The sequence below is a fragment of the Burkholderia sp. AU45274 genome (genome assembly GCF_030482505.1).
In the GTDB taxonomy this organism is placed as follows: Bacteria; Pseudomonadota; Gammaproteobacteria; order Burkholderiales; family Burkholderiaceae; genus Burkholderia.
In genome coordinates this window covers 161,269-184,522 of record NZ_JAUJQE010000007.1, presented here as the reverse complement: position 1 = coordinate 184,522, position 23,254 = coordinate 161,269, and the positions used below count along the sequence as shown (strand labels likewise).

Here is a 23,254-nt window from a genome sequence, read left to right as displayed (position 1 = left end):
GCGCACGGTGGCGATGGCGGTGCTTACGGCAGCGGCGCGAGCAGCCGCCGCGCCGCTTCGACGACCCGCTCGGACAACGACGCCATCGTCGGCGACTGCACGGTCCACGCGTGCCAGTACAGCGTGACGTCGGTCGGATGCGCGGGCGCGAGATCGACGAGCCCCTGCGTGTCGAGCGGTTCGCTGCCGATCAGCGGCTCCGGCACCATCGCGTAGCCGAGCCCGTGCCGCACCGCCGCGAAATGCGAATGGGTGCCCGGCACGTAGTGGCACGGGTACGCGCCGTCGGGCAACCCGAACTTCTCCTTCAGGAACGACGACTGCAGCGTATCGCGCCGCGAATACGCGACGACGGGCGCCTTGCGCGCGCTCGTGCGGTTCAGCCCGCGCGGAAACCAGCGCACCGCGAACGCGGCGGCCGCGAGCAGCCGGTAGCGCATCGTGCCGAGCGGCGTCGCGAGGCAGCCGCGCATCGGTTTCGGCTCGGTCGTCACGCAGCCCACCGCCATCCCGCTTTCGAGCAACGCGAACGTGTGGTCCTGATCTTCGACGATCAGCTCGAACAGGATGCGTTCGCCGGCGAGCACGGACGTCAGCGCCGGCAGAAACCACGTGCCGAGGCTGTCGGAATTGAGCGCGATCGTGACGGAGATCGGCGATTCGCGCTCGGTCGCGAGCGTGCTCTGCAGGTCGGCCTGCAGCAGCGCGACGCGGCGCAGGTGCTGCAGCACGCGCTGCCCGGCCACCGTCGGGCGGCACGGCCGCGTGCGCAGCACCAGCGGCGTGCCGAGGCTCGCTTCCAGCGCGCGGACCCGCTGCGTGACGGCGGACGCGGTCACGTGCAGGCGCACGGCGGCCTGCTCGAAGCTGCCCGTGTCGGCGACGGCCAGCAGCGCGGCGGCCTGCTTCGGATCGATCGTCATCGACATGTCGGTGGGATTCCTGTGAACGTAAGACGAGAACAGCCGGTAGTGTAAGTCAGTGCGTATCGGCGGCCGGGTGCGGCGCGAGGTTCTGCAGCCCCGCATTCATCGTCGGAATCGGCCACGATACGCAAGCACGCCGCGTGCTCGATACCGGTGGCGCGCGCATTTTGAACTAGGCTATATGAACGCGCGGACCCCGGCATGTGCCATGCCGGCCCTTCGCGCGCGGACGATCGCGCGTCGCGCGCAAGCCGCGGCGCGGGCGTCGTGACGATTCCCCTTTCACGGAGACGAACATGTCGATTCGACTAGGCGAGGACGCGCCCGATTTCACCGCGGAGACCACTGAGGGAACGATCCGCTTTCATGAATGGATCGGCGACCATTGGGCGATCCTGTTTTCCCATCCGAAGGATTTCACGCCGGTGTGCACGACCGAACTCGGCTACATGGCCGGACTCAAGCCGGAATTCGACAAGCGCAACACGAAGATCATCGGGCTGTCGATCGATCCGGTCAGCGATCACCGGAAGTGGGTGGCGGATATCGCCGAAACGCAGGGGCATGCAGTCAACTATCCGCTGATCGGCGATGACGAGCTGAAGGTCGCGAAGCTGTACGACATGATTCATCCGAATGCGAGCGGCGGCCCGCGCACGGCGGTCGACAACGCGACGGTGCGCTCGGTCTTCATCATCGGGCCGGACAAGAAGGTCAAGGCGATGCTCGTCTATCCGATGAGCGCGGGGCGCAACTTCGACGAGGTGCTGCGCCTGCTCGACGCGCTGCAGCTCAACGCAAAGCATACGGTGGCAACACCGGTGAACTGGAAGCCCGGCGACGATGTCATCATTCCGACGTCGGTATCGGACGATGCGGCGAAGCAGAAGTATCCGGATGGCTTCCGGACGCTGAAGCCGTACCTGCGCTACGTGACGCAGCCGCGTTGACGCACCGTGCCGGCCGGATGCCGGCGATGCCGGACCACGACGGGGCGGCCCGCGCGACAGCGACAGTCGCGGCGCGGGCCGGACGACAGCGTCACGTACGCATAAAACAAGCGTCAACCAGCGACGGAGCGACTTCGCGATGATCTTCCGGCAACTCTTCGACCCGCAATCGTCAACGTACACGTACCTGCTTGCCGACAGCGCGTCGCGCGAAGCGGTGCTGATCGATCCCGTGTTCGAGCAGGTGCGCCGCGACGCGGCGCTGCTCGACGAGCTCGGGCTGCGGCTCGTCGCGACCGTCGACACGCACGTGCATGCCGATCATGTGACGGGCGCGTGGCTGCTGAAGCAGCGCACGGGCAGCACGATCGCGATATCGGCCGCGAGCGGCGCGCAGGGCGCCGACCGCTACCTGAACGACGGCGACCGCTGCGCGTTCGGCGCGCGCTACCTGACCGTGCGCGCGACGCCCGGCCACACGAGCGGCTGCATCAGCCTCGTGCTCGACGACGAATCGATGGCGTTCACCGGCGATTGCCTGCTGATCCGCGGCACGGGCCGCACCGACTTCCAGCAGGGCGACCCGCGCGCGCTGTATCGCGCGGTGCACGGCCGGCTCTTCACGCTGCCGGCCGCGTGCCTGCTGTATCCGGCGCACGACTATCGCGGGCTCACGGTGACGAGCGTCGGCGAGGAGCGGCGCTTCAACCCGCGTCTCGGCGGCGACCTGAGCGAAGACGATTTCGCGGGCTACATGCGCAACCTCGGGCTCGCGCATCCGCGCCAGATCGACGTCGCGGTGCCGGCGAACCTGCAATGCGGCGTCGCCGCGAACGCGCCCGATGTACAGGCCGCGCCCGACTGGGCGCCGCTCGTCTATACGTTCGCCGGCTTCTGGGAAATCGATCCGCAATGGCTCGAGGATCATCTGCCGGCGGTGCAGGTCGTCGACGTGCGCGAGCCGGACGAATTCACCGGCCCGCTCGGCCACCTGCCCGGCGCGACGCCGATTCCGCTCGGCGAACTGGCCGCGCGCGCCGGCGAGATCGCGCGCGACCGGCCGGTCGTGACCGTGTGCCGCGCCGGGGGGCGATCCGCGCAGGCGACCGTCATTCTGCTGAAGGCCGGCTTCGACACGGTGGCGAATCTCGGTGGCGGGATGCTGCGCTGGCGTGCCGAAGGGCGCGTCGTGATGGACGGCCGGTCGTAACGCCCCGAGTCGCACGACAAAATAAATGCCGACTCGCTGTCGAAACGGGCGCGTGCCGTTCGTCGTCAAGGTATCCGATCATGTGGCGCCGCATCACGCGGCGCCGAAACCCTGAGAGACCGCACGATGATGCCGACGCTCTACGCCCATCCCTTTTCGTCCTACTGCCAGAAGGTGCTGACCGCGCTGTACGAGAACGGCACGCCGTTCGCGTATCGCGTGCTCGCGCACGACGATCCGAAGCCGATGCAGGAGCTGGCCGCGCTGTGGCCGCTGAAGCGCTTTCCGGTGCTCGTCGATGCCGGCCGCACGGTGATCGAGGCGTCGATCATCATCGAGTATCTCGGCCTGAACCATCCTGGCCCCGTGCGCCTGCTGCCCGACGATCCGCACGCGGCGCTCGAGGTGCGGACGATGGATCGCTTCTTCGACAACTACGTGTCGACGCCGCAGCAGAAGGTCGTGTTCGACGCGCTGCGGCCGGAGGCCGAGCGCGACGCGCGGGGTGGCCGATGCGCGCGCGATGCTGGAGACGTCGTACGCGTGGCTGGACAAGAAGATGGCCGATCGCGAATGGGCGGCCGGCGACCGCTTCAGCCTCGCCGACTGCGGCGCGGCGCCGTTCCTGTTCTACGCGGACTGGACGCATCGGATCGATCCGTCGTTCGCGAACGTGCTGGCGTATCGCCGGCGTCTGCTGGCGCGGCCGTCGTTCGCGCGCGCGGTCGACGAGGCGCGGCCGTTTCGCCCGTTCTTTCCGCTGGGTGCGCCTGATCGCGACTGATCGGCGCGGGCGATGCGCGGCGCGCCGCCACTGCGCATGGCCGGCAGCGCGTGCCGGGGCGGCGGAACGTAAGCAGCGGCAGCATCGCGGCGTCTCTCCGTCACATCGTGTGGGTGGCTGACTGCGCGAGCGTCAGCAGTTCGTCGAACTGCGTGATCAGCTCGAAGCACAGCAGGAACGCGAGCGTGTAGGCCGGCGCGGGGAAGCGCTTGATCATCGCGAGCACCTGCGGCGCGAAGCGCGAGCGGATTGCATCGCGCGTCAGCAGCCACGCGAGCGCGATGCCGATCGCGGCGCCCGCGATCAGGTCGGTCGGATAGTGAAAGCCGAGATACGCGCGCGGCACGCAGATGAACACGACCGCATACACCAGTGCCAATACGCCGACGCGGCGCGCGATGATGAAGATGCCGGTGGCGATCGCCATCCACAGCATCGCGTGATCGCTCGGAAACGAACTCCATGCCTGCAGCGTGGCCGCGCGGAGTCCCGCCGACGGAAAGTGCAGGTGCAGGTCGGCGTTGTAGATCGGCCGCACGCGGAACGGCAACACCTGCGCGAGCAGCCGGCCGAACGCGAGCGCGATGAGCCCGCTCGCGATCGTCGCGACGACCAGCTCGCGCTGCCGCTCGCGGTTCGGGCCGGGCTGGAACCACAGCCAGCACAGCACGGGAATGAGCACGAAGCCCTTGAACGTGTACAGGCCCGCGATCACGCGGATCGCGTGATTCATCAGCGGGCCGAACGTGATGTGGGTGAGGAAGGTCTGGATCGTGGTGTCGAAATCGTTCATGTTCTGTGCGACCCGGGCGGACGCTCAGCGCATGACATGCGGCCGGCAGGATCGAAAAGCGCGCTCGTACCGGAGCGCAACGGGGGGCAAGTATGTCACCCGATATTTCGAAGAAAATGCGAAAAAATACCGGGAATCCCCTGATAAAACGGGGCTGTGCGGTGGGGCCGGATGGGCGGGCGCCACGTGGCGGGGCGCATCGAATCGTCCGACGTTTTCGCATTGATGCACACGGCCATCGGAAAAATAATCGGTTGAACTGGACATTCGTTCGAGCGGGTGCGGACCTTGCGCCGCATGGGGGCTTTTCGTGCCGAATGCGCACGAATCGGCTGGACTGCGCAGCGTCATGCGTGCGCCGATCGAAAATAAAAGAAAAGGCGGACAAGCCCTGTGGGCCTGCCCGCGTTGTGCGTGCGATGCGGAATTTCAGTGGCGCCAGATCCGCACGGCGAGCGCGGCGAGTGACGTCACGACGGCCAGCCCGGTCACCGCATTCCAGCCCAGTTGCGCGAGCAACAAACTGCCGATCGCGGCGCCGGCTGCCATCCCGATGAACATGCCGACGAACAGCACCGCGTTGAGGCGGCTGCGCGACGCGGGGTCGATCCGGTAGACGATTGCCTGGTGCGCGATCAGCGTGGCCTGCACGCCGAGATCGAAGCCGATCGTCGCGACCGCGAGCAGCACGAGCTGGGCATGCGCCGACATCAACGGTGCGGCGGCCATCGACGCGAACGACACCGTCGCGATGCCGATGCCGATGCGCGTGACGCGCTCGGGGCCGTGATGGTCGGCCAGGCGCCCGGCAATCGGCGCGGCCAGCGCACCGGCCGCACCTGCGAGCCCGAACGCGCCCGCGGCCGCGCTGCCGAGGTGGAACGGCGCGCCGTGCAGCATCACCGCGAGCGTCGACCAGAACGCGCTGAACCCGATGGCCAGCAGCCCCTGCGCGAGCGCGGCGCGGCGCAGCGCCGGATGCTGGCGCCACAACTGGCCGAGCGACCCGATCAGTGCGCGATACGGCAGGCGCGTGGTCGGCTCGAAGTGCGGCAGCCCGCGCGCGGCCACGACGCCGATCACGGCGACGCTGACGGCCGCAAGCGCGAACATCGCGCGCCAGCCGGCCGTTTCGGCGACGAATCCGGCCACGACCCGCGACAGCAGGATGCCGAGCAGCAGCCCCGTCATCACCGTGCCGACGATGCGGCCGCGATGCGTGTCGTGCGCGAGCGTCGCGGCGGCCGGCACGACGTCCTGCGCCATCGTCGCCGCGAGGCCGATCGCGAAGCTCGCCGCGAGCAGCAGCCCGAGCGACGGCGCGATGGCGGCGAGCAGCAGCGCGACGACCAGCGTCGCGGCCTTGGTCACGATCACGCGGCGGCGGTCGAAACGGTCGCCGAGCGGCGCGAGCAGCAGGATGCCGAGCGCATAGCCGAGCTGCGTGAGCGTCGGCACGAAGCCGATCGCGCGTGCCGACGCGCCGAGATCGGGCCCGAGCGCGCCGAGCATCGGCTGCGCGTAGTAGAGCGGCGCGACCGCGAGGCCGGCGGCGGCCGCGAGCAGCAGCACGAGCCGGCGATCGGGCATCGAATGGGCGGCCGGCTGGGCCGGGGCGTGAGCGGCGCGGGGCGCGGCATCGAGACGGGACGGGGTGGACATGGCGTGCATCCTGGTTGCGATGAAGGAATGGACGCGAGTGTGGCGGCATGCGGCCGGCCACGGTAGTGCCGCCCTGCGCAGATTTGTTATACGCTCCACGAATGACCGAAAAATCCCCCTTCTCTCCCGCTGCTGGCGGGTCTCCGCGCATTCAGGCGGTGCCGGTGGACGGCGCCGGCTATCGTTTCGAGCTGATGGAAACCTTCGTGCGCATAGTCGAAGCCGGCAGCCTGTCGGCCGCGGCCGCGCAACTGCATACGACGCAGCCGACCATCAGCCGGCGGCTGCAGGCGCTCGAGCGCTCGCTCGGCATGCGGCTGCTGCAGCGGACCACGCACACGATGCGGCTGACCGTCGACGGCGAGCGCTGCTTCAAGCGCGCGAAGGAACTGCTGGCGAACTGGGCGGCGTTCGAGGCCGATCTGCGCGGTGCGCAAGAGGAGCCGGACGGGCTGTTGCGGGTCGCGGTGCCGCACGCGTTCGGCCAGGAGCGCTTCGTCGAGCCGCTCGCGCGGTTCCTGCGCGACTATCCGCGCGTGTCGGTCGAGTGGCTGCTGCAGGACGAGGTGCGGGATTTCGTCGGCAGCGGCATCGATTGCGCGATCCAGGTGGGCGAGCCGACCGATCCGGCCGTGGTCGCGATCCGGCTGTCGAAGGTGCCGCGCTTCGTGGTCGCCGCGCCGTCCGTGCTGAACGGCGCCGACGTGCCGGCCGACCCCGATGCGCTCGCCGAGTTGCCGTGGCTCGCGCTGCGCACGTACTACCGCACGGAGCTGGCGCTCACGCATTCGGTCACGGGCGAGACGCGACGCATTGCGATGCGCCCGCGCATCACGACCGCGAACCTGTACGCGCTGCGCAGTGCGGCGCTGCTGGGGGTGGGGGCGTGCGTCGGCTCGTCATGGATGCTGGCCGATCACCTCGCGCGCGGCGAGCTCGTGCACCTCGCGCCGGAGTGGCAGGCCGCGCCGCTGCCCGTCTACCTGACCTACCCGCATGCGCAGTTCTATCCGTCGCGGCTCGTGCGGTTCGCCGCGATGATGCGCGAGGCCGTGCCGGGGCTCGTCGAAGGGCGCGACAGCTGACCTCCGACGCGGGATGTGCCGCAAGCGGAGGGCGGCGGGCGGCCGCAGCGGCTTCAGCCGCGCCGGATCCCTTCGGGCAGCGCGCTGATGCGGCGCACCTCGGGCGAATCGAGCCACGCGCGCGACGTCGCGCAGTCGGCGAACATGTCGGTCGCATCCTCGCCCCAGAACAGGTCGCCGTCGAGTGCGAAGGTCGGCACGCCGAATACGCCGTGCGCGATCGCGTCGTCGGTGTTTGCGCGCAGTGCGTCCTTCACCGGCTGGGCGTCGACGGCCGTCACGCCTTCCGGAAAATCGACCGCTTCGCACAGCGCGGCGAAGCCCTCCGGCGTCGACACGTCCTGGCCGTCGCGCCAGATATGCCGGAAGATCCGCCGGATCGCGTCGGGAGAATTGCCCATCGCGATCGCGAGGCGCAGCGGCTTGATCGGATTGAACGGGTGCGCGGGCGGCATCCGGAACGCAATGCCGAGCTTGTCCGCGCGATATTGCGCGTGGCGATAGGTGAAGACGCGTTTCGCCGCGATCTCGGCCGGCGCTTTCTGGCCCCAGTGGGCGAGCAGTGCGCCGAGCACGATGGGCTTCGGCTCGAACGCGGCGGCGGCCGGCAACCGGTCGAATTGTTCCTGCTGCAGATAGGCGAACGGCGAAACGAAATCGAAATACCAGGTAGCGGTGCGCGCGGTGTTCATGGTGGCGACCCTCAAGCGTGTCCGGTTGGCGGTGGCTCGCGCGGCATGCCCGCAGGCGGCGCGCGATGCATGCATCGGCGGCCAGTGTCGCACGCGGCCGCCTTTTGCGCTGTTGCGTGGCCAGGCGCGCGCCGCCGCCGGTTACGACGCCGCGTCGCCGTGGTCCGCTGGCGATGCGAGCCGCGCGAGGCTGTCGCGCACGGCCGCTGCGTCGTAGCGTGCACCTGAGCCGCCGAGCGCGACGGTCGCCTTCTGCGCGAACGGCAACAGCATCGCGAGCGCCGCCGCCATGGCCGGTGCGTCGGCGAGCCGCGATTTCGGGCCCGATACGGTCAGCGCGCCGACGCACTCGCCGGCGGCGCCGAACACGGGCACGGATGCCGACGCCGTCTCCGGGTCGCGCTCGCCGTACGACGCGGCCCACAGCTGTTCGCGCACGTCGTGCCATTGCGCATCCTGCATGTCGGTGAACGCCAGCAGCACCTTCCCGGACGCACCCTGGCGCACCGGAAACTCCTCGCCGACCCGAATCGACACGCGCACCGCACGGGCGGGCTCGACCCGGTACAGCACCGAGCGCATGTCGCCCTGGCGCACGTAGAACGACGCCGTTTCGCCGAGTTCGCGGCTCAGCGTCTCGAGCAGCGGCTCGACCACCGGGCCGACCCGGAACGAACGCTGATACAGCGCGGCGAGCCGCAGCGGCTCGTGTCCGATCGCGTACTGGCCGTCGTCGAGCTTGCGCATGAAGCCGCCATGTTCGAGCGCCGTGAGCAGGCGCAGGATCGTGCTCTTGTACAGCCCGGTGCGACGCGACAGCTCCGCGAGCGACAGCCGGTCGTCGGTCTGCCCGAACGCACGGAGGATCGCGAACGCGCGATCGAGCACGGCGACGCCGCTGGACGCTTCTTCGGCCGACGAATCGGGCTCGCTGCCGGCGTGATCGGTTTGAGTCTTGGGCACTGCGTGCTTCCTTCTGAGGATGATCGATCGACTATATCGTTCTGTCTGACAGAACTCAAGTTCCAAAAAATCGCAATTTCACGGGTATACCCCGCTTACAGCCCATTCGACGCACGCATAGAGTTCTATCAAACAGAACGATGTTCTTTCAGACAGAACGATGGAGTGTCAAATGAGCGTTTCCGAATATCCGAAGGTGCTGGTCAGCGAGGTCGGGCCGCGCGACGGCCTGCAGAGCATCCAGGCCGTGATGCCGACGGCCGGCAAGCTGCGCTGGATCACCGCGCTGGCCGCGGCCGGCCTGCGCGAGATCGAGGTCGGGTCGTTCGTGCCGGCGAAGCTGTTGCCGCAGATGGCCGATGTGCGCGAAGTCGTCGCGCACGCGCTGGCGATTCCCGGGTTGCACGTCGCCGCGCTCGCGCCGAACCTGCGCGGCGCCGAGGGCGCATTCGAGGCCGGTGTGCACAAGCTGACGCTGCCGGTCTCGGTGACGGAAGCGCATTCGCTGGCGAACATCCGCAAGACGCCCGCGCAGATGATCGACGAGGTGCGTGCGATCGTCGCGCTGCGCAATGAGCGGTTTCCATCGGTGCAGATCGAGGCGGGCGTGTCGGTCGCGTTCGGCTGCACGATCGCGGGCGCGGTGAGCGACGACGAGACGATCGCGATGGCGGTGGCGATGGCCGAATGCGGCGTCGACGAGATCGGGCTGTCCGACACGAGCGGCTATGCGAATCCGGCGCAGGTGCGCCGGCTGTTCCTGCGCCTGCAGCGCGAAGTCGGCGACAAGGCCGGCGGCGCGCATTTCCACAACACGCGCGGGCAGGGGCTCGCGAACGTCGTCGCGGCGCTCGACGCGGGCGTGACGACGATCGACGCGAGCCAGGGCGGCCTCGGCGGCTGCCCGTATGCGCCGGGTGCGACCGGCAACATCGTCACCGAGGATCTCGTGTTCCTGCTCGAGGCGATGGGATTCGACACGGGTATCGACGTCGACGCGCTGCTCGCCGCGCGCGCGATCCTGCACGCGGCGCTGCCGGCCGAGGCGTTGTACGGCCATGTGCCGGACGCCGGGTTGCCGAAAGGCTTCCGTTACGCGGACGGCCGCGCTCCGAGCGCGGTGCAACCGGAAGGATGCCTGACGGGAGTCGTGCAATGAACGACCACCAACCGGCTTCGACGCTGCCGTACGCAGGCACGCGCGTGATCGAGATGACGCACATGGTGATGGGTCCGACCTGCGGGATGTTGCTCGCGGATCTCGGCGCGGAGGTCATCAAGATCGAACCGATCGCGGGCGACAGCACGCGCGCGCTGCGCGGTTCCGGCGCGGGCTTCTTCGGGATGTTCAACCGCAACAAGAAGAGCCTCGCCGTCGACGTGAAGGATCCGCGCGGGCTGGAGATCGTGCTGCGGCTCGTGGCGACCGCGGACGTGTTCAGCGAGAACTTCAAGAGCGGCACGATGGACCGGCTAGGCCTCGGCTATCCGGCGCTGCATTCGCTGAATCCGCGCCTCGTGTACGTGTCGCACAAGGGCTTCCTGCCGGGGCCGTACGAGCATCGCACCGCGCTCGACGAAGTGGTGCAGATGATGGGCGGCCTCGCATACATGACGGGCCCGGAAGGGCGGCCGCTGCGCGCGGGGGCGAGCGTGAACGACATCATGGGCGGCATGTTCGGCGCGATCGGCGCGATGGCCGCGCTCGCGCAGCGCGAACGCACCGGCCGCGGCCAGCAGGTGCAGAGTTCGCTGTTCGAGAACAACGTGTTCCTCGTCGCGCAGCACATGATGCAGTTCGCGGTGACCGGGCAGGCCGCCTCGCCGATGCCGAGCCGGATTTCCGCGTGGGCCGTCTACGACGTGTTTTCAGTTAAGGATGACGAACAGATCTTTCTCGCGGTCGTGTCGGACACGCAGTGGGCGCTGTTCTGCGATGCGTTCGGCCTGGCCGCGCTGAAGGACGATCCGCGCGTCGCGACCAACAACCTGCGCGTGCAGGCGCGCGAGTGGCTGCTGCCCGAGTTGCGTGCGCGGCTCGCGCCGCATTCGGCCGCGGAGATCGGCGCGATCTTCGAATCGAACGGCCTGCCGTACGCGCCGATCACGAAACCGCAGGACCTGTTCGACGATCCGCACCTGCTCGCCACGGGCGGCCTCGAGGCCGTGACGCTGCCGGCCGACGCGAGCAGCGCCGGGCGGCCGGTCGACACGCGCACCGCGCTGCTGCCGCTGACGCTTGGCGGCGAACGCCTGCGGCTGCGCGCGGCACCGCCCGCACTCGGCCAGGACACGCGCGCGCTGCTCGGCGAGCTCGGCTACACGCCGGACGAGGCGCGTGCGCTGATCGAAGCCGGCGTCGTCGCGGGGCAGCATGGCGCGGACGATGCGGCGCCGGGCGGCGCGCCGTCACCGAACGAACTGGCGAGCGCGTAGCGCGGCCGCGATTCACCGAACGAACAAAGGCGTCCCGGCCGTGCCACGCACGGGCGCGGCCGCCCCATCCACGGAGACAACCATGACATCCGCTTCCCCGGCACTGGCCGACGATCGCGAGACCGACGCGTCGCTCGAGCAACGGGCCGTGCGCAAGGCCGCGTGGCGCTTCATTCCGCTGCTCGCGCTCGCGTACTTCTTCAACTACCTGGACCGCACGAGCGTCGGCTTCGCGGCGCTCACGATGAACCGCGATCTCGGCCTGACCGCGACGCAGTTCGGCTGGGGCGCGGGGATCATGTTCGCCGGCTACTGCTTGTTCGAGGTGCCGAGCAATCTCGCGCTGTACCGCTTCGGCGCGCGGCGCTGGCTTGCCCGCATCATGATCACGTGGGGGCTGATGGCGGCCGCGACCGCGCTTGCAACCGGGCCGACGAGTTTCTACGCGATCCGGCTGCTGCTCGGCATCGGCGAAGCCGGATTCTTTCCGGGCGTGATCTTCTTCCTCGCCGTGTGGTTTCCGGCGAGCTACCGCACGCGCGTGCTCGCGTGGTTCACCGTGTCGACGCCGCTGTCGTCGCTGATCGGCGGTCCGTTGTCGACGTGGCTGCTGCAACTCGACGGCGTGTTTGGGCTCGCCGGCTGGAAATGGATGTTCATCGTCGAAGGGCTGCCGGCGTGCGCGCTCGGTTTTCTCGTGCTGAAGCTGCTGTCCGACTCGCCGGCGCATGCCGCGTGGCTGTCCGACGACGAGCGGGCGGCGCTGCAGCGTGCGTTCGAGCGCGACGGCGCGGCCGCCGGCCGCAAGAAGCGCTTCGGCATCGCGCTGCGCGACGTGCGCGTGTACCTGCTCGCGCTGATTTCGTTCGGCTTCACGATGGGGTCCTACGGGATCGGCATCTGGCTGCCGCAGATGCTGAAGGCGCACGGCATGTCGACGATGCAGACGGGCTGGCTGTCCGCGGTGCCGTACTTCTTCGCGACCGTCGCACTGCTGTGGTGGGCGAAGCGCGTGGACCGGCGCGGCGGCCCGGTTGCGAACCTGGCGATCGGGTTGTTCATCGGCGCGGTGGCGCTTGGCGTGTCGACGCACTTCCAGACGCTCGGGCCGGCACTCGTCGGCATCACGCTCGCGCTGATCGGCACGATCGCCGGCCGCACGATCTTCTACACGCTGCCGTCGCGCTTCCTGTCCGGCCAGGCCGCGGCCGGCGGGCTCGCGCTGATCAACTCGATCGGCGCGCTCGGCGGCTTCGCGGGCCCTTATCTCGTCGGCTACCTGAAGGACAGCTTCGGCACCTTCACCGCCGGCATGCTGGGCCTCGCGATCGTGCTGGCGATCACGACGCTGCTCACGCTGTCGCTGGTTGCATTCGACCGGAGCGAATGACATGGACACGACGATGTCGATCAAGCGACGCCGGCTGCTCGGCGCGGCCGCCGCCTCGCTCGCGCTGCCCGCGTTCACCAAGGCGCGCGCGGCCACCCAGGAAGGAGTTTCACGCATGACGACGCAAAGCAACTATCTCGCGGTCCGCCCCGACTGGCTCGCGTCGGCGCTCGAACCCGCGCTCGAGCCCGACCTGCCGATCGTCGACGCGCATCATCACTTCTACGAACGGCCGGGCTGGATCTATATGCTCGACGACTATCTGCAGGATGCGCGCTCGGGCCACAACATCCAGGCGTCCGTCTACATGCAGGCGCAGACGCGCTATCGCGACTCGGGCCCGGCCGAACTGAAACCGGTGGGCGAGACGGCCTACGTCGCGGGCGTGACCGAGCCGCTGCAGCACGGCCCGGTGGCGGTCGCGAAAGGCATCGTCGGCCACGCGGACCTGCGCCTCGGCGAACGCGTGCGCGAGGTGCTCGAAGCGCATCTCGAAGCCGGTCGCGGGCGCTTCCGCGGGGTGCGTCACCTGACGACCTGGGACGCCGATCCGACGCTCGCCAATCCGCTGTCGGCGGTGCCGCGCGGGCTGCTGCTCGATCCCGCGTACCGCGCGGGCGTCGCCCAGCTCGCGCCGCTCGGGCTGTCGTATGACGCGTGGCTGTTCTTTCCGCAACTGCCCGAACTGTTCGAGCTGGCGAAGGCGAACCCCGATACGCGCGTCATCGTCAATCACTGCGGCGGTGTCGTGCGGATCGCCAGTTATGCCGACAAGCGGCCGGAGGTGTTCGAGCGCTGGTCGGCGTCGATGCGTACGCTCGCGCAACTGCCGAACGTGTACGTGAAGGTCGGCGGGCTCGGGATGCGCATCAACGGTTTCGATTTCGAGAAGGGCGAACGGCCGCCGTCTTCCGTGCAGCTCGCCGACACGTGGAAGCCGTGGATGATGACCTGCATCGACGCGTTCGGCCCCGGGCGCTGCATGTTCGAGAGCAATTTCCCGGTCGACAAGGGCTCGTATTCGTTCGTGAACGGCTGGAATGCGTTCAAGCGGCTGACCGCGCAGGCGAGCCCGGACGAGCGCGACGCGCTGTTCCGCGGCACGGTCACGCGCGCTTACCGGCTCGGCTGACGCGCGCGGCGGCGGGCCCGGCGCGGCAGGGGCTTACTCGGCTTCCACCAGCGCCGCGAGCCGCGCCAGCGCCATTTGCCAGCCGGTCTCGTTGTCCGCGGCCGGCACGCCCGGCGGCACCCCGTCGTGCACGGCGTCCACACGCGTGCCGCCCGCTTCGTCGGACAGCGTGATCGTGATCGTCATGGCGCCGCGCAGCATCGGGTCGTCGGTCTCGAACACGTCGATCTCGACGATCTGCTCGTCTGGCACGAGCGTGACGAAGCGGCCGTGATAGGTATCGGTGCGCGCGGTGGTCTTGCCGGTGCCGGCCGAAGGCGCTTCATAGCTCAGCGATACCCGCAGCGCACCGCCTTCGCGCGCGTCGTACGCATGCACGCGGCAGGTCATGCCGTCGGGCACTTTCCATTGCTCGACCGCGTGCGGATCGAGGAGCGCGCGGTAGACGCGGCCGCGCGGGGCGTTCAGGTGCCGGCTGACCCGGGTCGAATGCGTGTGCGTGTGCAACATGTGGCCTCCCGCGGAGTGCGCACGACGGTGCACGCCGGCGGCCGGCGTGTCGTCATGCTTCCTTCAGGAATCCTAGGCGCGCGAGCGGCGGCATGCAATGACCGCACACGCGGCCGCGGCCGGCTCAGCGCAATGCGGCCGCGAATTCGTCGAGCTGCGTGATGCAGGTGTTCCAGCCCTCGAAGAAGCCGAGCGCTTCGTGGCGCTCGCGCGTGGCGGCGTCCGGATGCATCACGCGCGCTTCGTAGCGGCTGCCCGCGTCGTCGTCGGCCATCGTGATGATCGCGGTGAAGCCCATCCACGGCGCCTGCGGCCGCCAGCCGCCCGTGAGCATCGACGTGAACGCGATGCGCGATTCGGGCACGATCTCGAGGAAGCAGCCGGGATTGTCGCTGGTGCCGCCATCGGGGCCGCGCATGTAGGTGTGGAAGGCGCCGCCCGGCCGCAGGTCGAACGCGCGCACTTCGGTGGTCCACGGTTTCGGGCACCACCATTGCTTCAGCAGTTCGGGCTCGGTCCAGGCACGCCACAGCGCGTGGCGCGGCGCACGCAGCGTGCGCGTGATGACGAGGTCGTGGGCTTCAACGGGGTCGACGGGGCTGGCTGACATCTTGCTCCTCCTGGTGACGGCGTTCGACGAATTCGACGAGACGATCGGATCGGGCTTCCCACAGTGCGCGCTGCTCGGCGAGCCATGCCTCGGCTTCGGTCAGCCGGCTGCCGACCAGCGTGCAGGTGCGCGAGCGGCCGGCCTTGCGGGTCTGGACGAGACCGCTGCGCTCGAGCACGGCGACGTGCTTCATGAACGACGGCAGCGCCATGTCGAACGGTTCGGCCAGCGCGGAGACGGTCCGTTCTCCGTGGCCGAGCATGCTGACGATCGCGCAGCGCGTCGGATCGGCGAGGGCGTGGAAAACGTCGCTGATGCCGGGTTGAAAGTTAGCCATGTGGCTAAGTATAGGGGGGGCGAACGGCGATGCAACGGAAATTTTCGTCGCGTAGGATGATGGGGCGGTAACACGCGCCGGCCGGGTGCGGCGTTGCCGAGCGCCTGCCGCCGTTGCGCGAGCCGCGACGGCAGGCCGGTGTTTCCTTCCCATCCGGCCGCACGCCGAGCCCGCGTGTGCGACCCAACTGACTACCGGAGTTGGCATGACCGAATCCGTTACCGTCCGCCGCGTCGGCGCGGACGAAGCGAAGCGCTGTGTCGAAGCACTGGCCGACGTGCTGATCGATTGCGTCGAGGGCGGCGCGTCCGTCAGCTTCATGTTGCCGATCGAGCGGGCGACCGCCGTCGCGTTCTGGACGAATGTCGCCGACGGCGTCGCGAACGGCGAGCGCATCCTGCTCGTTGCCGAGGACGCGGCCGGCCGGATCGTCGGCACCGTGCAGGTCGTGACCGCGCAGCCGGAGAACCAGCCGCATCGCGCCGATATCTCGAAGATGCTCGTGGCGCGGCACGCGCGCCGGCAGGGCATCGCCGCGCGGCTGATGGCGGCGGCCGATGCGGCCGCGCGCGACGCGGGCAAGACCGTGCTCGTGCTCGACACCGTGACGGGCGGCGACGCCGAGCGGCTGTACGAGCGGGCCGGCTGGCAGCGTGTCGGTGTCGTGCCGAACTACGCGCTGATGCCTGACGGCACGCTCTGCGCGACGACGTATTTCCACAAGCAGCTCGCGTAACGGCATTCGTCATGCATCCCGTCGCCCCGTTGCTCCTGTTCGTCACGCTCGCGGCGGGTGTCGTGGCGCTGACCGCGCCGGTGTTGCTCGCGGTCGCATGGCGGCGCCGCGCGCAGGTGCCGTTGCGGGTGTTTTTCTACGGGATGCTGACCTTTTTCGTGTTCCAGCCGGTGCTGCGCCTGTCGTGGCAGGTGCCGTTGTTCCGCTGGCTCGCGCACGATCCCGGCTGGCACCTGCCGATGCTCGTGTTCGCCGCGCTGACGGCCGGGCTCTTCGAGGAGTGCGGGCGCTGGGTCGCTTTCCGGTATCTGCTGCCGAAGCGACATGACGCGCCGACGGCCGTGATGCTCGGGCTCGGGCACGGCGGGCTGGAAGCGATGCTGCTGGTCGGCGTCGGATTCATCGCGCTCGCTGCCGCGTACCTGCTCGCGCGAGCAGGCGTCGTGGTGCCTGAAGGTGCGCAGTCACTGATCGGGTCGCAGTTCTCCGGCATGACATTCGCGTCGCCGTTACTCGCGCTGTTCGAGCGCGTGAGCGCCATGGCCGCGCACGTGGGGCTGTCGCTGATCGTGCTGCAGGCATTCGTCCGCGGCACGAAGCGCTGGCTCGCGTATGCGATCGCGCTTCATCTCCTGTTCGACCTCGCCGCCGTGCTGCTGACGCGGTACTGGCATGTCGATACCGTGCTGGTCGAGGTGCTCCTGTTCGTGTGCGGTGTCGCGCTTCTGTGGCTGGGTGTTCGCTGGAGCCGCCGGATGCCGGGTGCCGGCGAGGCCAGCACGGAGCCTGTTGCCTGATTGGCAACGCGCCGTCGCGGAATCAAGCCGGGCCGCGGACATCGCCGGTCCGATATATTCACGCAGGAAGACTTCAGCAGAACGAGAACGCCCCGGAACCACCGCCCCGATGAAACGCTCCCATGTCGCTTTTGCCCTCACGGGCCTGCTCGTCGCGCTGCCGATTGCCGCGTATGCGCTCGTCAAGCCGTTGCGCGTCGTCGCGCCCGCGCTGGTCCCCGGTGTGTCGTGCCCGAGCGCCGATATCTGCACGGACGATGCCGCGAAGCTCGGCGACGCGCGGCAGCTCTATCGCGACGGCTATGCGCGCGCGGCGGCGGCCGTCGGTGCATTCCAGGCGGCGCCGCGCGTCGTGTTCTGCTCGACGCGGGCGTGCGCCGATGCGTTCGGCTTGGGCCAACGCGCGGCGCTGACGCTCGGGAATTTCGGCGTGGTGATCGCACCGCGCGGCTGGCAGACCTACTTTCTCGCGCACGAGCTGATCCATCACCGGCAGGCCGAAGTGCTCGGCAACCTGGCCGTCGCGACCCGGCCGCGCTGGCTGATCGAAGGGATGGCGTATTCGCTCAGCGACGATCCGCGCCACCCGCTGGCGGAGCCGTTCGAAGCGTGGCGCACGCATTTTGCCGCCTGGAATGCGGCGCGCGGTGCGCAGCCGCTGTGGGATGCCGCCCGGGCGGTCGAATAGCGCGGCGAGACGTTGAATCATCACCGCGCACGCCGACACGCCGCACCGGCCGACGCACCACGACGTTTTGGCGCGGCTACACCCGCGCGCCCGGATCGTCGCGCCCGGCGGTGAGCGTTTCCCGCGCGGCGGCGAGGATCTCGTCGGCCAGCGCCGGATCGGTGCCGGCGATCGCGCGCGACAGCACGAGCGCGCCGACCATCTGGCTGAAGACCGCGACCGCATCGCGACGTGTCTGCGCGGGCGTCGCGCCTTCCGTGGCCACCATCCGTTCCAGCCGATCGAGGTACGTGGCGAGGCCGTGCGCGTAGCACGCGCGCGCCGCGTCGGTCAGCCGCGGCGCATCGCCGGCGAAACCGGACAGCGGGCATCCGGCCTCGACGTTGTCGCGATGCGCGGCCGACAGATACAACGCCACCTGCGCGTCGAGACTGCCGGCGTTCGGCGAATCCGCCCGGTCCTGCATCGCCTTTTCCATCACCTCGGCAACCAGCGCGTCCTTCGACTTGAAGTGGTTGTAGAAGCCGCCCTGCGTGAAGCCGGCTTCCTTCATCAGCTCCGTGAGCCCGACCGCGTCGACGCCGCGCGCGCGGAACAGCCGCTCGGCGGCCGCGACGATCGCGCTCCGGTTCTCGGCAGCCTGCTGTCTTGACACGCCCATAGATCCCTCCCTGATTTTGTCGATCGCGTCGATTGGAAAACACAATGGCGATCACCATTGACATGCCCGAAGGGCGAGAACACAATGCATCGCAAAGACGATGGTGATCGACATTGACATCGAGTGTAGCCGACTTGGCGGCGGGCGCAAAGCCGCGACCGGAACACCGGATGGCAAGCGGTCGGGGTCTTGGGCGCCGCCGGGTCACGGGCAGCGGGCGGCTCGCCGTCTGCCGGCGGCGGCGCCACGATTCGGCAAGCAAAGGGCAGGCTGGTTTTCCACCGGATCTCACGCGCGCGGCGAGCCGGCGCGCATGCGATTCATCATGCGAAAGGAACGAACATGAAGATCGAAGGTGCAGTGGTGTTCATCACGGGCGCAAACCGCGGGCTCGGGCTCGAGTTTGCGAAGCAGGCGCTCGCGAGAGGGGCGCGCAAGGTCTATGCGGCGGCGCGCGATCCGGCCACCGTGACGCTGCCGGGCGTCGTGCCGGTGAAGCTCGACGTGACCGATCCGGCGGCCGTCGCCGCGGCGGCCGATGCCGCACGCGACGTCACGCTGCTGATCAACAACGCGGGCATCGCGCGGCTCGGCAGCCTGACCGACGATGGCGCGCCCGACGCGTTGCGCGATCACTTCGAAACCAACGTGTTCGGGATGCTGGCGATGTCGCGCGCGTTCGCGGGCAGCCTCGCCGGGAATGGCGGCGGCGCGATCCTGAACATCCTGTCGGTCGCGAGCTGGGTGAACCGGCCGATCCTGGCGGGCTACGGCGTGTCGAAATCGGCTGCGTGGGCGCTGACCAACGGGCTGCGCCATTCGCTGCGCGAGCAGCACACGCAGGTCGTCGGGCTGCATGCCGGTTTCATCGATACCGACCTGACGGCCGGCCTCGACGTGCCGAAGGCCACGCCGGCCGACGTCGTGCGCCAGGCGTACGAAGCGATCGAAGCGGGAGAGGAGGAAGTGTCGACCGACGAGTTCACGCGGCAGGTGAAGGCCACGCTGTCGTCGGGCGTTTATCTGGAAGAACCGGCGCCGCGTTGAAGCCGCCGGTATCCCGAGCCCGCCGCCCCTGCTGCGCGTGCAGCGGGGCGGCGGGCCGTAACGTCAGGCGGTGGTGTCGATGATGCCCGGGATCTTCACGTCCGGGTTCACGTCCGCGTCGTAGTCGACGCCGGCGATCTCGAAGCCGAACAGCCGCAGGAACTCGGTCTTGTAGCCGGTGAAGTCGGTCAGCTCGTACAGGTTCTCGTTCGTCACGTGGTTCCACTGCGCGACGACCTTCGCCTGCACCTGCGGATCGAGCTCCTTGTAGTCCGCGCGCAGGCGGCCTTCTTCGTCGACGTGCGGGGTCGTGCCGTACAGGCTGTCCTTGAACAGGCCGTACACCTGCTCGATGCAGCCTTCGTGCGTGCCGGCTTCCTTCATCGTCTTGAACAGCAGCGACAGGTACAGCGGCATCATCGGGATCGCCGAGCTGGCCTGCGTGACGACCGCCTTCAGCACCGACACGCGCGCGTCGCCGCCGTGCGCGGCGAGCTTGTCGCGGATCGACAGCACTTTCTTGTCGAGATCCTTCTTCGCTTCGCCGATCGAGCCGTTCCAGTAGATGTCGTGCGTGATCTGCTCGCCGAGATACGTGAACGCGGTGGTCTTCGCGCCGTCGGCCAGCACGCCGGCTTCATCGAGCGCGTCGATCCACATCTGCCAGTCCTCGCCGCCCATCACGGCGACGGTGCCGTCGATCTCTTCCTGCGTCGCCGGTTCCAGCGTGACGTCGCGGATCACTTCCTTGTCGGTGTCGAGGCCGCGGAACGTGACCGTCTTGCCGATCGGCTTGAGCGTCGAGCTGATGGTTTCGCCCGTCTTCGGATGCGTGCGGCGCGGTGCCGCGAGGCTGTAGACGACGAGATCGACCTTGCCGAGATCCTGCTTGATGGTGTCGATCGTGACCTGCTTGACCTTGTCGGAGAATGCGTCGCCGTTGATGCTGCGCGCATAGCGCCCCTTTTCGGCGGCGAATTTCTCGAACGCGGCGGTGTTGTACCAGCCGGCCGTGCCCGGCTTCGTCTCGCTGCCGGCACGCTCGAAGAACACGCCGAGCGTGTCCGCGTCGGCGCCGAAGGCGGCCGAGATCCGGGCGGCGAGGCCGTAGCCGGTCGACGCGCCGATCACGAGCACCTTTTTCGGGCCGTTGGCGATCGGGCCGTGCGAAGTCACGTAGTCGATCTGTTCCTTGACGTTGGCTTCGCAGCCGACCGGATGAGTCGTCACGCAGATGAAGCCACGCACGCGCGGTTTGATGATCATGGAAACCTCTACTCTAGTCAGAAAGGCTGGGACGGCCTGAATTCGGAAAATCCCGCGCATTGTAAAGGAAGCGGCCGATCGCGGGCGGGCGCCGCCGGAACCGGTCGGATCGCTCAGTTATTTCTCTCTTGACAGAAATAACTGAAATGCCTAAATTTCACGTCATGGAACTCACACCGATTGCCGAACGATTCATTCTCCACTGGGGCGAAATGGGCTCGCGGTGGGGCGTCAACCGCACCGTCTCGCAGATCCACGCGCTGCTCTATCTGGCCGGCCGGCCGGTCGCGGCCGACGAGATCGCCGAGACGCTCAATGTGGCGCGCTCCAACGTCAGCACGAGCCTGAAGGAGCTTCAGGCGTGGCGGCTGGCGAAGGTCGTGCACGTGCTGGGCGACCGCCGTGACCACTTCGAGACGTCGACCGACATCTGGGAGCTGTTCAAGCTGATCGTCGAAGGGCGGCGGCAGCGCGAGATCGAGCCGACGCTGACGGTGCTGCGCGATTGCCTGACGAATCCCGAGATCGCGAACGAGAGCCGTGAGACCGAGCAGCGCATCCGCGACACGCTGCAGTTCGTCGAGACGCTCACGACCTGGTCGGACGAGATGCTGCGGCTCAAGCCCGATACGCTGATGAAGGCGCTCGGCATCGGCGCGAAGATCAGCCAGACGGTCAGGCGCAAGCCGTCGAAGTAGGCAGGACACGCAGTGCGGGCAGCCAGCCCGCTTTTTTTGGGATCGTTATTTCTGTCTGTACAGAAATAACTGTAAATAGAGGATGAAAATGGACACCGTCTTGCCGTCGACCCGCCCGCCCGGCCGCACCGCGGCGCGCAGCATGACCGTTCTCGTGTGCGGGGCGAACGGCTTCATCGGGCGGGCACTGTGCGCGCAGCTCGAAGCCGGCGGCCATCGTGTGCTGCGCGGCGTGCGTCAGGCGGCCGGCCCGTCCGACGTCGCGATCGACTTCGCGAAGGACGTCGACCCGGACGCGTGGCTCGCGCGGCTGGAAGGCGTCGACGTGGTGATCAATGCGGTCGGCATCCTTGCCGATCAGCGCGGCGCGACGCTCGACGCCGTGCATCGCGCCGCGCCGTGCGCGCTCTTCACCGCGTGCTGCCGCGCAGGCGTGCGGCGCGTGATCCAGATCTCGGCGCTCGGCGTCGAGCGTGGCGATACGCGCTACTTCGCCAGCAAGGCCGCGGCCGACCGCTTCCTGCAGACGCTGCCGATCGACTTCCGGATCGTGCGTCCCGCGCTCGTCTACGGCACGGACGGCGCGTCGGCGCGGTTTTTCCGGATGCTCGCGAGCCTGCCGGTGCAGGTCCTGCCGGCGGGCGGCCGTCAGCGGCTGCGCCCCGTGCACGTCGACGATCTCGCCGAAGTCGTCGCGCGATGCGTCGATGCGCCGGCGGCCGGCCGCCCGGTGATCGACGTCGTCGGCACCGACGAAGTCGAATACCGCGAGATGCTGGCCCGCTACCGCGCGGCGCTGGGGTTTCCGCCGGCCGCTCGCATCGGATTGCCGGGCCCGCTGGCCGGTGTGGCGGCCGTGCTGCTCGGCACGCTGCCGGGCGCGATCTTCACGCGCGATACGTGGACGATGCTGCGTGGCGGGAATACCGGCGATCCGGCCGCCGCCACGGCGATGCTCGGCCGGCCGCCGCGCGGGATCGACGGCTTCATCGGCGCGGAAGCCGCCGCGCTGCGTCGCGATGCGCTCGCGATGTGGCGTCGCCTGCTGTTGCGCGGCGCGCTGGCGATCGTGTGGATCTGGACGGCCATCGCCAGCGCGTTCATCCATCCGCTGCACGCGAGCCTCGCGCTGCTTGCACCCGCGCACCTGACGGAGTTGCCCGCGCTGATCGCGCTCTACGCGGCCAGCGCGCTGGACTTCGCGTTCGGCGTCGCAACCGTCGTCGCGCCGTCGCGCCGCCTGTGGGTCGCGCAAGCCGCGCTGATCGTCGCGTATTCGGCGGTCATCGCGGCCACGATGCCGGGCCTGCTCGCCGAACCGTTCGGCCCCGTGCTCAAGAACGTGCCGATTCTCGCCATCCTGTTGATCCTTTTTTCAGAAGAAGAACAAGCATGAATACCTATCTCGTCATCAAGGCGCTTCACATCCTGTCTTCGGTGCTGATGGTCGGCACCGGGTTCGGCACCGCGTTCTACCTGTTCTTCGCGAACCGCACGCGCTCGGTGCCCGCGATCGCGGCCGTGTCGCGGCTCGTGGTGCGCGCGGACTGGTGGTTCACGACGCCCGCCGTGATCTTCCAGCCGGCATCGGGGCTGTGGCTCGCGCACACGGCCGGCTGGCCGTGGGATACGCCGTGGCTCATGGCGTCGATCGTGCTGTATGCAATTGCCGGTGCGTGCTGGCTGCCGGTCGTGTGGCTGCAGGTCGAACTGGCCGCGATGGCGAAGCTCGCTCATGCGAACGGCGATGCCGCGCTGCCGGAGCGGTACTGGCTTTACGCGAAGCGCTGGGAACTGCTCGGCTATCCGGCGTTCTTCGCGATGCTGACCGTCTACTTCCTGATGGTGCTCAAGCCGATGTAAGTGCGTTGCCGCCGCTGC

The 23,254-nt window shown here is 68.8% G+C and carries 24 protein-coding genes and 1 pseudogene; 15 read left to right on the top strand and 10 right to left on the bottom strand.

What is annotated here, in order from left to right; all coding sequences use genetic code 11:
* Positions 1-23: 23 nt before the first annotated feature.
* A complete protein-coding gene (locus QZM35_RS24865; RefSeq protein ID WP_089428889.1) occupies positions 24-929 on the bottom strand; it encodes an HTH-type transcriptional regulator ArgP in 906 nt (301 codons plus the stop codon).
* 293 nt (positions 930-1,222) lie between these two features.
* On the opposite strand from QZM35_RS24865, the gene QZM35_RS24860 reads away from it, so the two are divergent.
* The 3 genes and pseudogenes from QZM35_RS24860 (at position 1,223) to QZM35_RS24850 (ending at position 3,870) form a co-directional block, all read left to right on the top strand.
* Positions 1,223-1,876 (top strand): peroxiredoxin, encoded by a 654-nt coding sequence (locus QZM35_RS24860; RefSeq protein WP_089428890.1) that lies wholly within the window; start codon positions 1,223-1,225, stop codon positions 1,874-1,876.
* Between the two features lie 139 nt (positions 1,877-2,015).
* Positions 2,016-3,086, top strand: a complete 1,071-nt coding sequence (locus tag QZM35_RS24855) for a rhodanese-like domain-containing protein (RefSeq protein WP_089428891.1) — start codon at positions 2,016-2,018, stop codon at positions 3,084-3,086.
* Positions 3,087-3,212: 126 nt separating this feature from the next.
* A pseudogene (locus QZM35_RS24850) lies at positions 3,213-3,870 on the top strand (glutathione S-transferase family protein).
* Positions 3,871-3,970: 100 nt separating this feature from the next.
* On the opposite strand, the gene QZM35_RS24845 reads toward QZM35_RS24850, so the two are convergent.
* Both QZM35_RS24845 and QZM35_RS24840 read right to left on the bottom strand, forming a co-directional pair.
* Positions 3,971-4,663 carry a phosphatase PAP2 family protein gene (locus tag QZM35_RS24845; RefSeq protein ID WP_089428893.1) on the bottom strand — a complete coding sequence of 231 codons (693 nt, stop codon included), beginning with the start codon at positions 4,661-4,663 and terminating at the stop codon, positions 3,971-3,973.
* Positions 4,664-5,092: 429 nt separating this feature from the next.
* A complete protein-coding gene (locus QZM35_RS24840) occupies positions 5,093-6,325 on the bottom strand; it encodes an MFS transporter (RefSeq protein WP_089429218.1) in 1,233 nt (410 codons plus the stop codon).
* 101 nt (positions 6,326-6,426) lie between these two features.
* Between QZM35_RS24840 and QZM35_RS24835 the strand changes: the two genes are divergently transcribed.
* Positions 6,427-7,410 (top strand): LysR family transcriptional regulator, encoded by a 984-nt coding sequence (locus QZM35_RS24835; protein WP_089428894.1) that lies wholly within the window; start codon positions 6,427-6,429, stop codon positions 7,408-7,410.
* A gap of 53 nt (positions 7,411-7,463) precedes the next feature.
* Here QZM35_RS24835 and QZM35_RS24830 read toward each other — a convergent pair whose 3' ends face one another.
* Together QZM35_RS24830 and QZM35_RS24825 are read right to left on the bottom strand one after the other, a co-directional pair.
* On the bottom strand, positions 7,464-8,102 hold the full coding sequence (locus QZM35_RS24830) for a 2-hydroxychromene-2-carboxylate isomerase (RefSeq protein WP_089428895.1): 639 nt from the start codon (positions 8,100-8,102) through the stop codon (positions 7,464-7,466).
* Between the two features lie 141 nt (positions 8,103-8,243).
* Positions 8,244-9,065, bottom strand: coding sequence for an IclR family transcriptional regulator (locus QZM35_RS24825; protein WP_089428896.1), 822 nt, complete (start codon positions 9,063-9,065; stop codon positions 8,244-8,246).
* A 172-nt stretch (positions 9,066-9,237) separates the two neighbouring features.
* On the opposite strand from QZM35_RS24825, the gene QZM35_RS24820 reads away from it, so the two are divergent.
* The 4 genes from QZM35_RS24820 (at position 9,238) to QZM35_RS24805 (ending at position 14,023) form a co-directional block, all read left to right on the top strand.
* Complete coding sequence (locus QZM35_RS24820; RefSeq protein WP_089428897.1) at positions 9,238-10,224, top strand: hydroxymethylglutaryl-CoA lyase; 987 nt, start codon at positions 9,238-9,240, stop codon at positions 10,222-10,224.
* The gene (locus QZM35_RS24815; protein WP_089428898.1) at positions 10,221-11,501 is read left to right on the top strand and encodes a CaiB/BaiF CoA-transferase family protein; all 1,281 of its coding nucleotides are present in this window, start codon (positions 10,221-10,223) and stop codon (positions 11,499-11,501) included. The genes QZM35_RS24820 and QZM35_RS24815 overlap by 4 nt, the downstream gene beginning before the upstream one ends.
* An 82-nt stretch (positions 11,502-11,583) precedes the next feature.
* Positions 11,584-12,891: an MFS transporter gene (locus QZM35_RS24810; RefSeq protein ID WP_089428899.1), complete on the top strand. Its 1,308-nt coding sequence runs from the start codon at positions 11,584-11,586 to the stop codon at positions 12,889-12,891.
* Between the two features lies 1 nt (position 12,892).
* Positions 12,893-14,023, top strand: a complete 1,131-nt coding sequence (locus QZM35_RS24805) for an amidohydrolase (protein ID WP_089428900.1) — start codon at positions 12,893-12,895, stop codon at positions 14,021-14,023.
* A 33-nt stretch (positions 14,024-14,056) separates the two neighbouring features.
* Here QZM35_RS24805 and QZM35_RS24800 read toward each other — a convergent pair whose 3' ends face one another.
* The 3 genes from QZM35_RS24800 to QZM35_RS24790 form a co-directional block, all read right to left on the bottom strand.
* On the bottom strand, positions 14,057-14,533 hold the full coding sequence (locus QZM35_RS24800; protein ID WP_089428901.1) for an SRPBCC family protein: 477 nt from the start codon (positions 14,531-14,533) through the stop codon (positions 14,057-14,059).
* Between the two features lie 124 nt (positions 14,534-14,657).
* Positions 14,658-15,143 carry an SRPBCC family protein gene (locus QZM35_RS24795; RefSeq protein WP_089428902.1) on the bottom strand — a complete coding sequence of 162 codons (486 nt, stop codon included), beginning with the start codon at positions 15,141-15,143 and terminating at the stop codon, positions 14,658-14,660.
* Positions 15,115-15,480: a helix-turn-helix transcriptional regulator gene (locus QZM35_RS24790; RefSeq protein ID WP_089428903.1), complete on the bottom strand. Its 366-nt coding sequence runs from the start codon at positions 15,478-15,480 to the stop codon at positions 15,115-15,117. The genes QZM35_RS24795 and QZM35_RS24790 overlap by 29 nt, the downstream gene beginning before the upstream one ends.
* Before the next feature lie 205 nt (positions 15,481-15,685).
* Here QZM35_RS24790 and QZM35_RS24785 point away from each other — a divergent pair, with 205 nt between their 5' ends.
* The 3 genes from QZM35_RS24785 (at position 15,686) to QZM35_RS24775 (ending at position 17,701) form a co-directional block, all read left to right on the top strand.
* Positions 15,686-16,216, top strand: coding sequence for a GNAT family N-acetyltransferase (locus QZM35_RS24785; protein WP_089428904.1), 531 nt, complete (start codon positions 15,686-15,688; stop codon positions 16,214-16,216).
* A gap of 11 nt (positions 16,217-16,227) precedes the next feature.
* Complete coding sequence (locus tag QZM35_RS24780) at positions 16,228-17,013, top strand: YhfC family intramembrane metalloprotease (protein WP_089428905.1); 786 nt, start codon at positions 16,228-16,230, stop codon at positions 17,011-17,013.
* A gap of 109 nt (positions 17,014-17,122) precedes the next feature.
* Positions 17,123-17,701, top strand: a complete 579-nt coding sequence (locus QZM35_RS24775) for a hypothetical protein (RefSeq protein ID WP_089428906.1) — start codon at positions 17,123-17,125, stop codon at positions 17,699-17,701.
* Positions 17,702-17,777: 76 nt separating this feature from the next.
* Here the strand turns inward: QZM35_RS24775 and QZM35_RS24770 are convergent, their stop codons facing one another.
* A complete protein-coding gene (locus QZM35_RS24770) occupies positions 17,778-18,362 on the bottom strand; it encodes a TetR/AcrR family transcriptional regulator (RefSeq protein ID WP_174974046.1) in 585 nt (194 codons plus the stop codon).
* A 342-nt stretch (positions 18,363-18,704) separates the two neighbouring features.
* On the opposite strand from QZM35_RS24770, the gene QZM35_RS24765 reads away from it, so the two are divergent.
* Positions 18,705-19,409 (top strand): SDR family oxidoreductase, encoded by a 705-nt coding sequence (locus QZM35_RS24765; RefSeq protein ID WP_089428908.1) that lies wholly within the window; start codon positions 18,705-18,707, stop codon positions 19,407-19,409.
* 63 nt (positions 19,410-19,472) lie between these two features.
* Here the strand turns inward: QZM35_RS24765 and fabV are convergent, their stop codons facing one another.
* Positions 19,473-20,675 carry an enoyl-ACP reductase FabV gene (gene fabV, locus QZM35_RS24760; RefSeq protein WP_301776996.1) on the bottom strand — a complete coding sequence of 401 codons (1,203 nt, stop codon included), beginning with the start codon at positions 20,673-20,675 and terminating at the stop codon, positions 19,473-19,475.
* Between the two features lie 164 nt (positions 20,676-20,839).
* Here fabV and QZM35_RS24755 point away from each other — a divergent pair, with 164 nt between their 5' ends.
* The 3 genes from QZM35_RS24755 to QZM35_RS24745 all read left to right on the top strand — a co-directional run bounded on the left by QZM35_RS24755 (position 20,840) and on the right by QZM35_RS24745 (position 23,236).
* Entirely contained in the window at positions 20,840-21,373 is a 534-nt protein-coding gene (locus QZM35_RS24755) for a GbsR/MarR family transcriptional regulator (protein ID WP_006480371.1), read from the top strand.
* An 88-nt stretch (positions 21,374-21,461) separates the two neighbouring features.
* Entirely contained in the window at positions 21,462-22,769 is a 1,308-nt protein-coding gene (locus QZM35_RS24750; RefSeq protein ID WP_301776995.1) for an SDR family oxidoreductase, read from the top strand.
* Positions 22,766-23,236 carry a DUF2269 domain-containing protein gene (locus tag QZM35_RS24745; protein WP_301776994.1) on the top strand — a complete coding sequence of 157 codons (471 nt, stop codon included), beginning with the start codon at positions 22,766-22,768 and terminating at the stop codon, positions 23,234-23,236. Before QZM35_RS24750 ends, QZM35_RS24745 begins: the two co-directional genes overlap by 4 nt.
* The last annotated feature ends 18 nt before the right edge of the window (positions 23,237-23,254 follow it).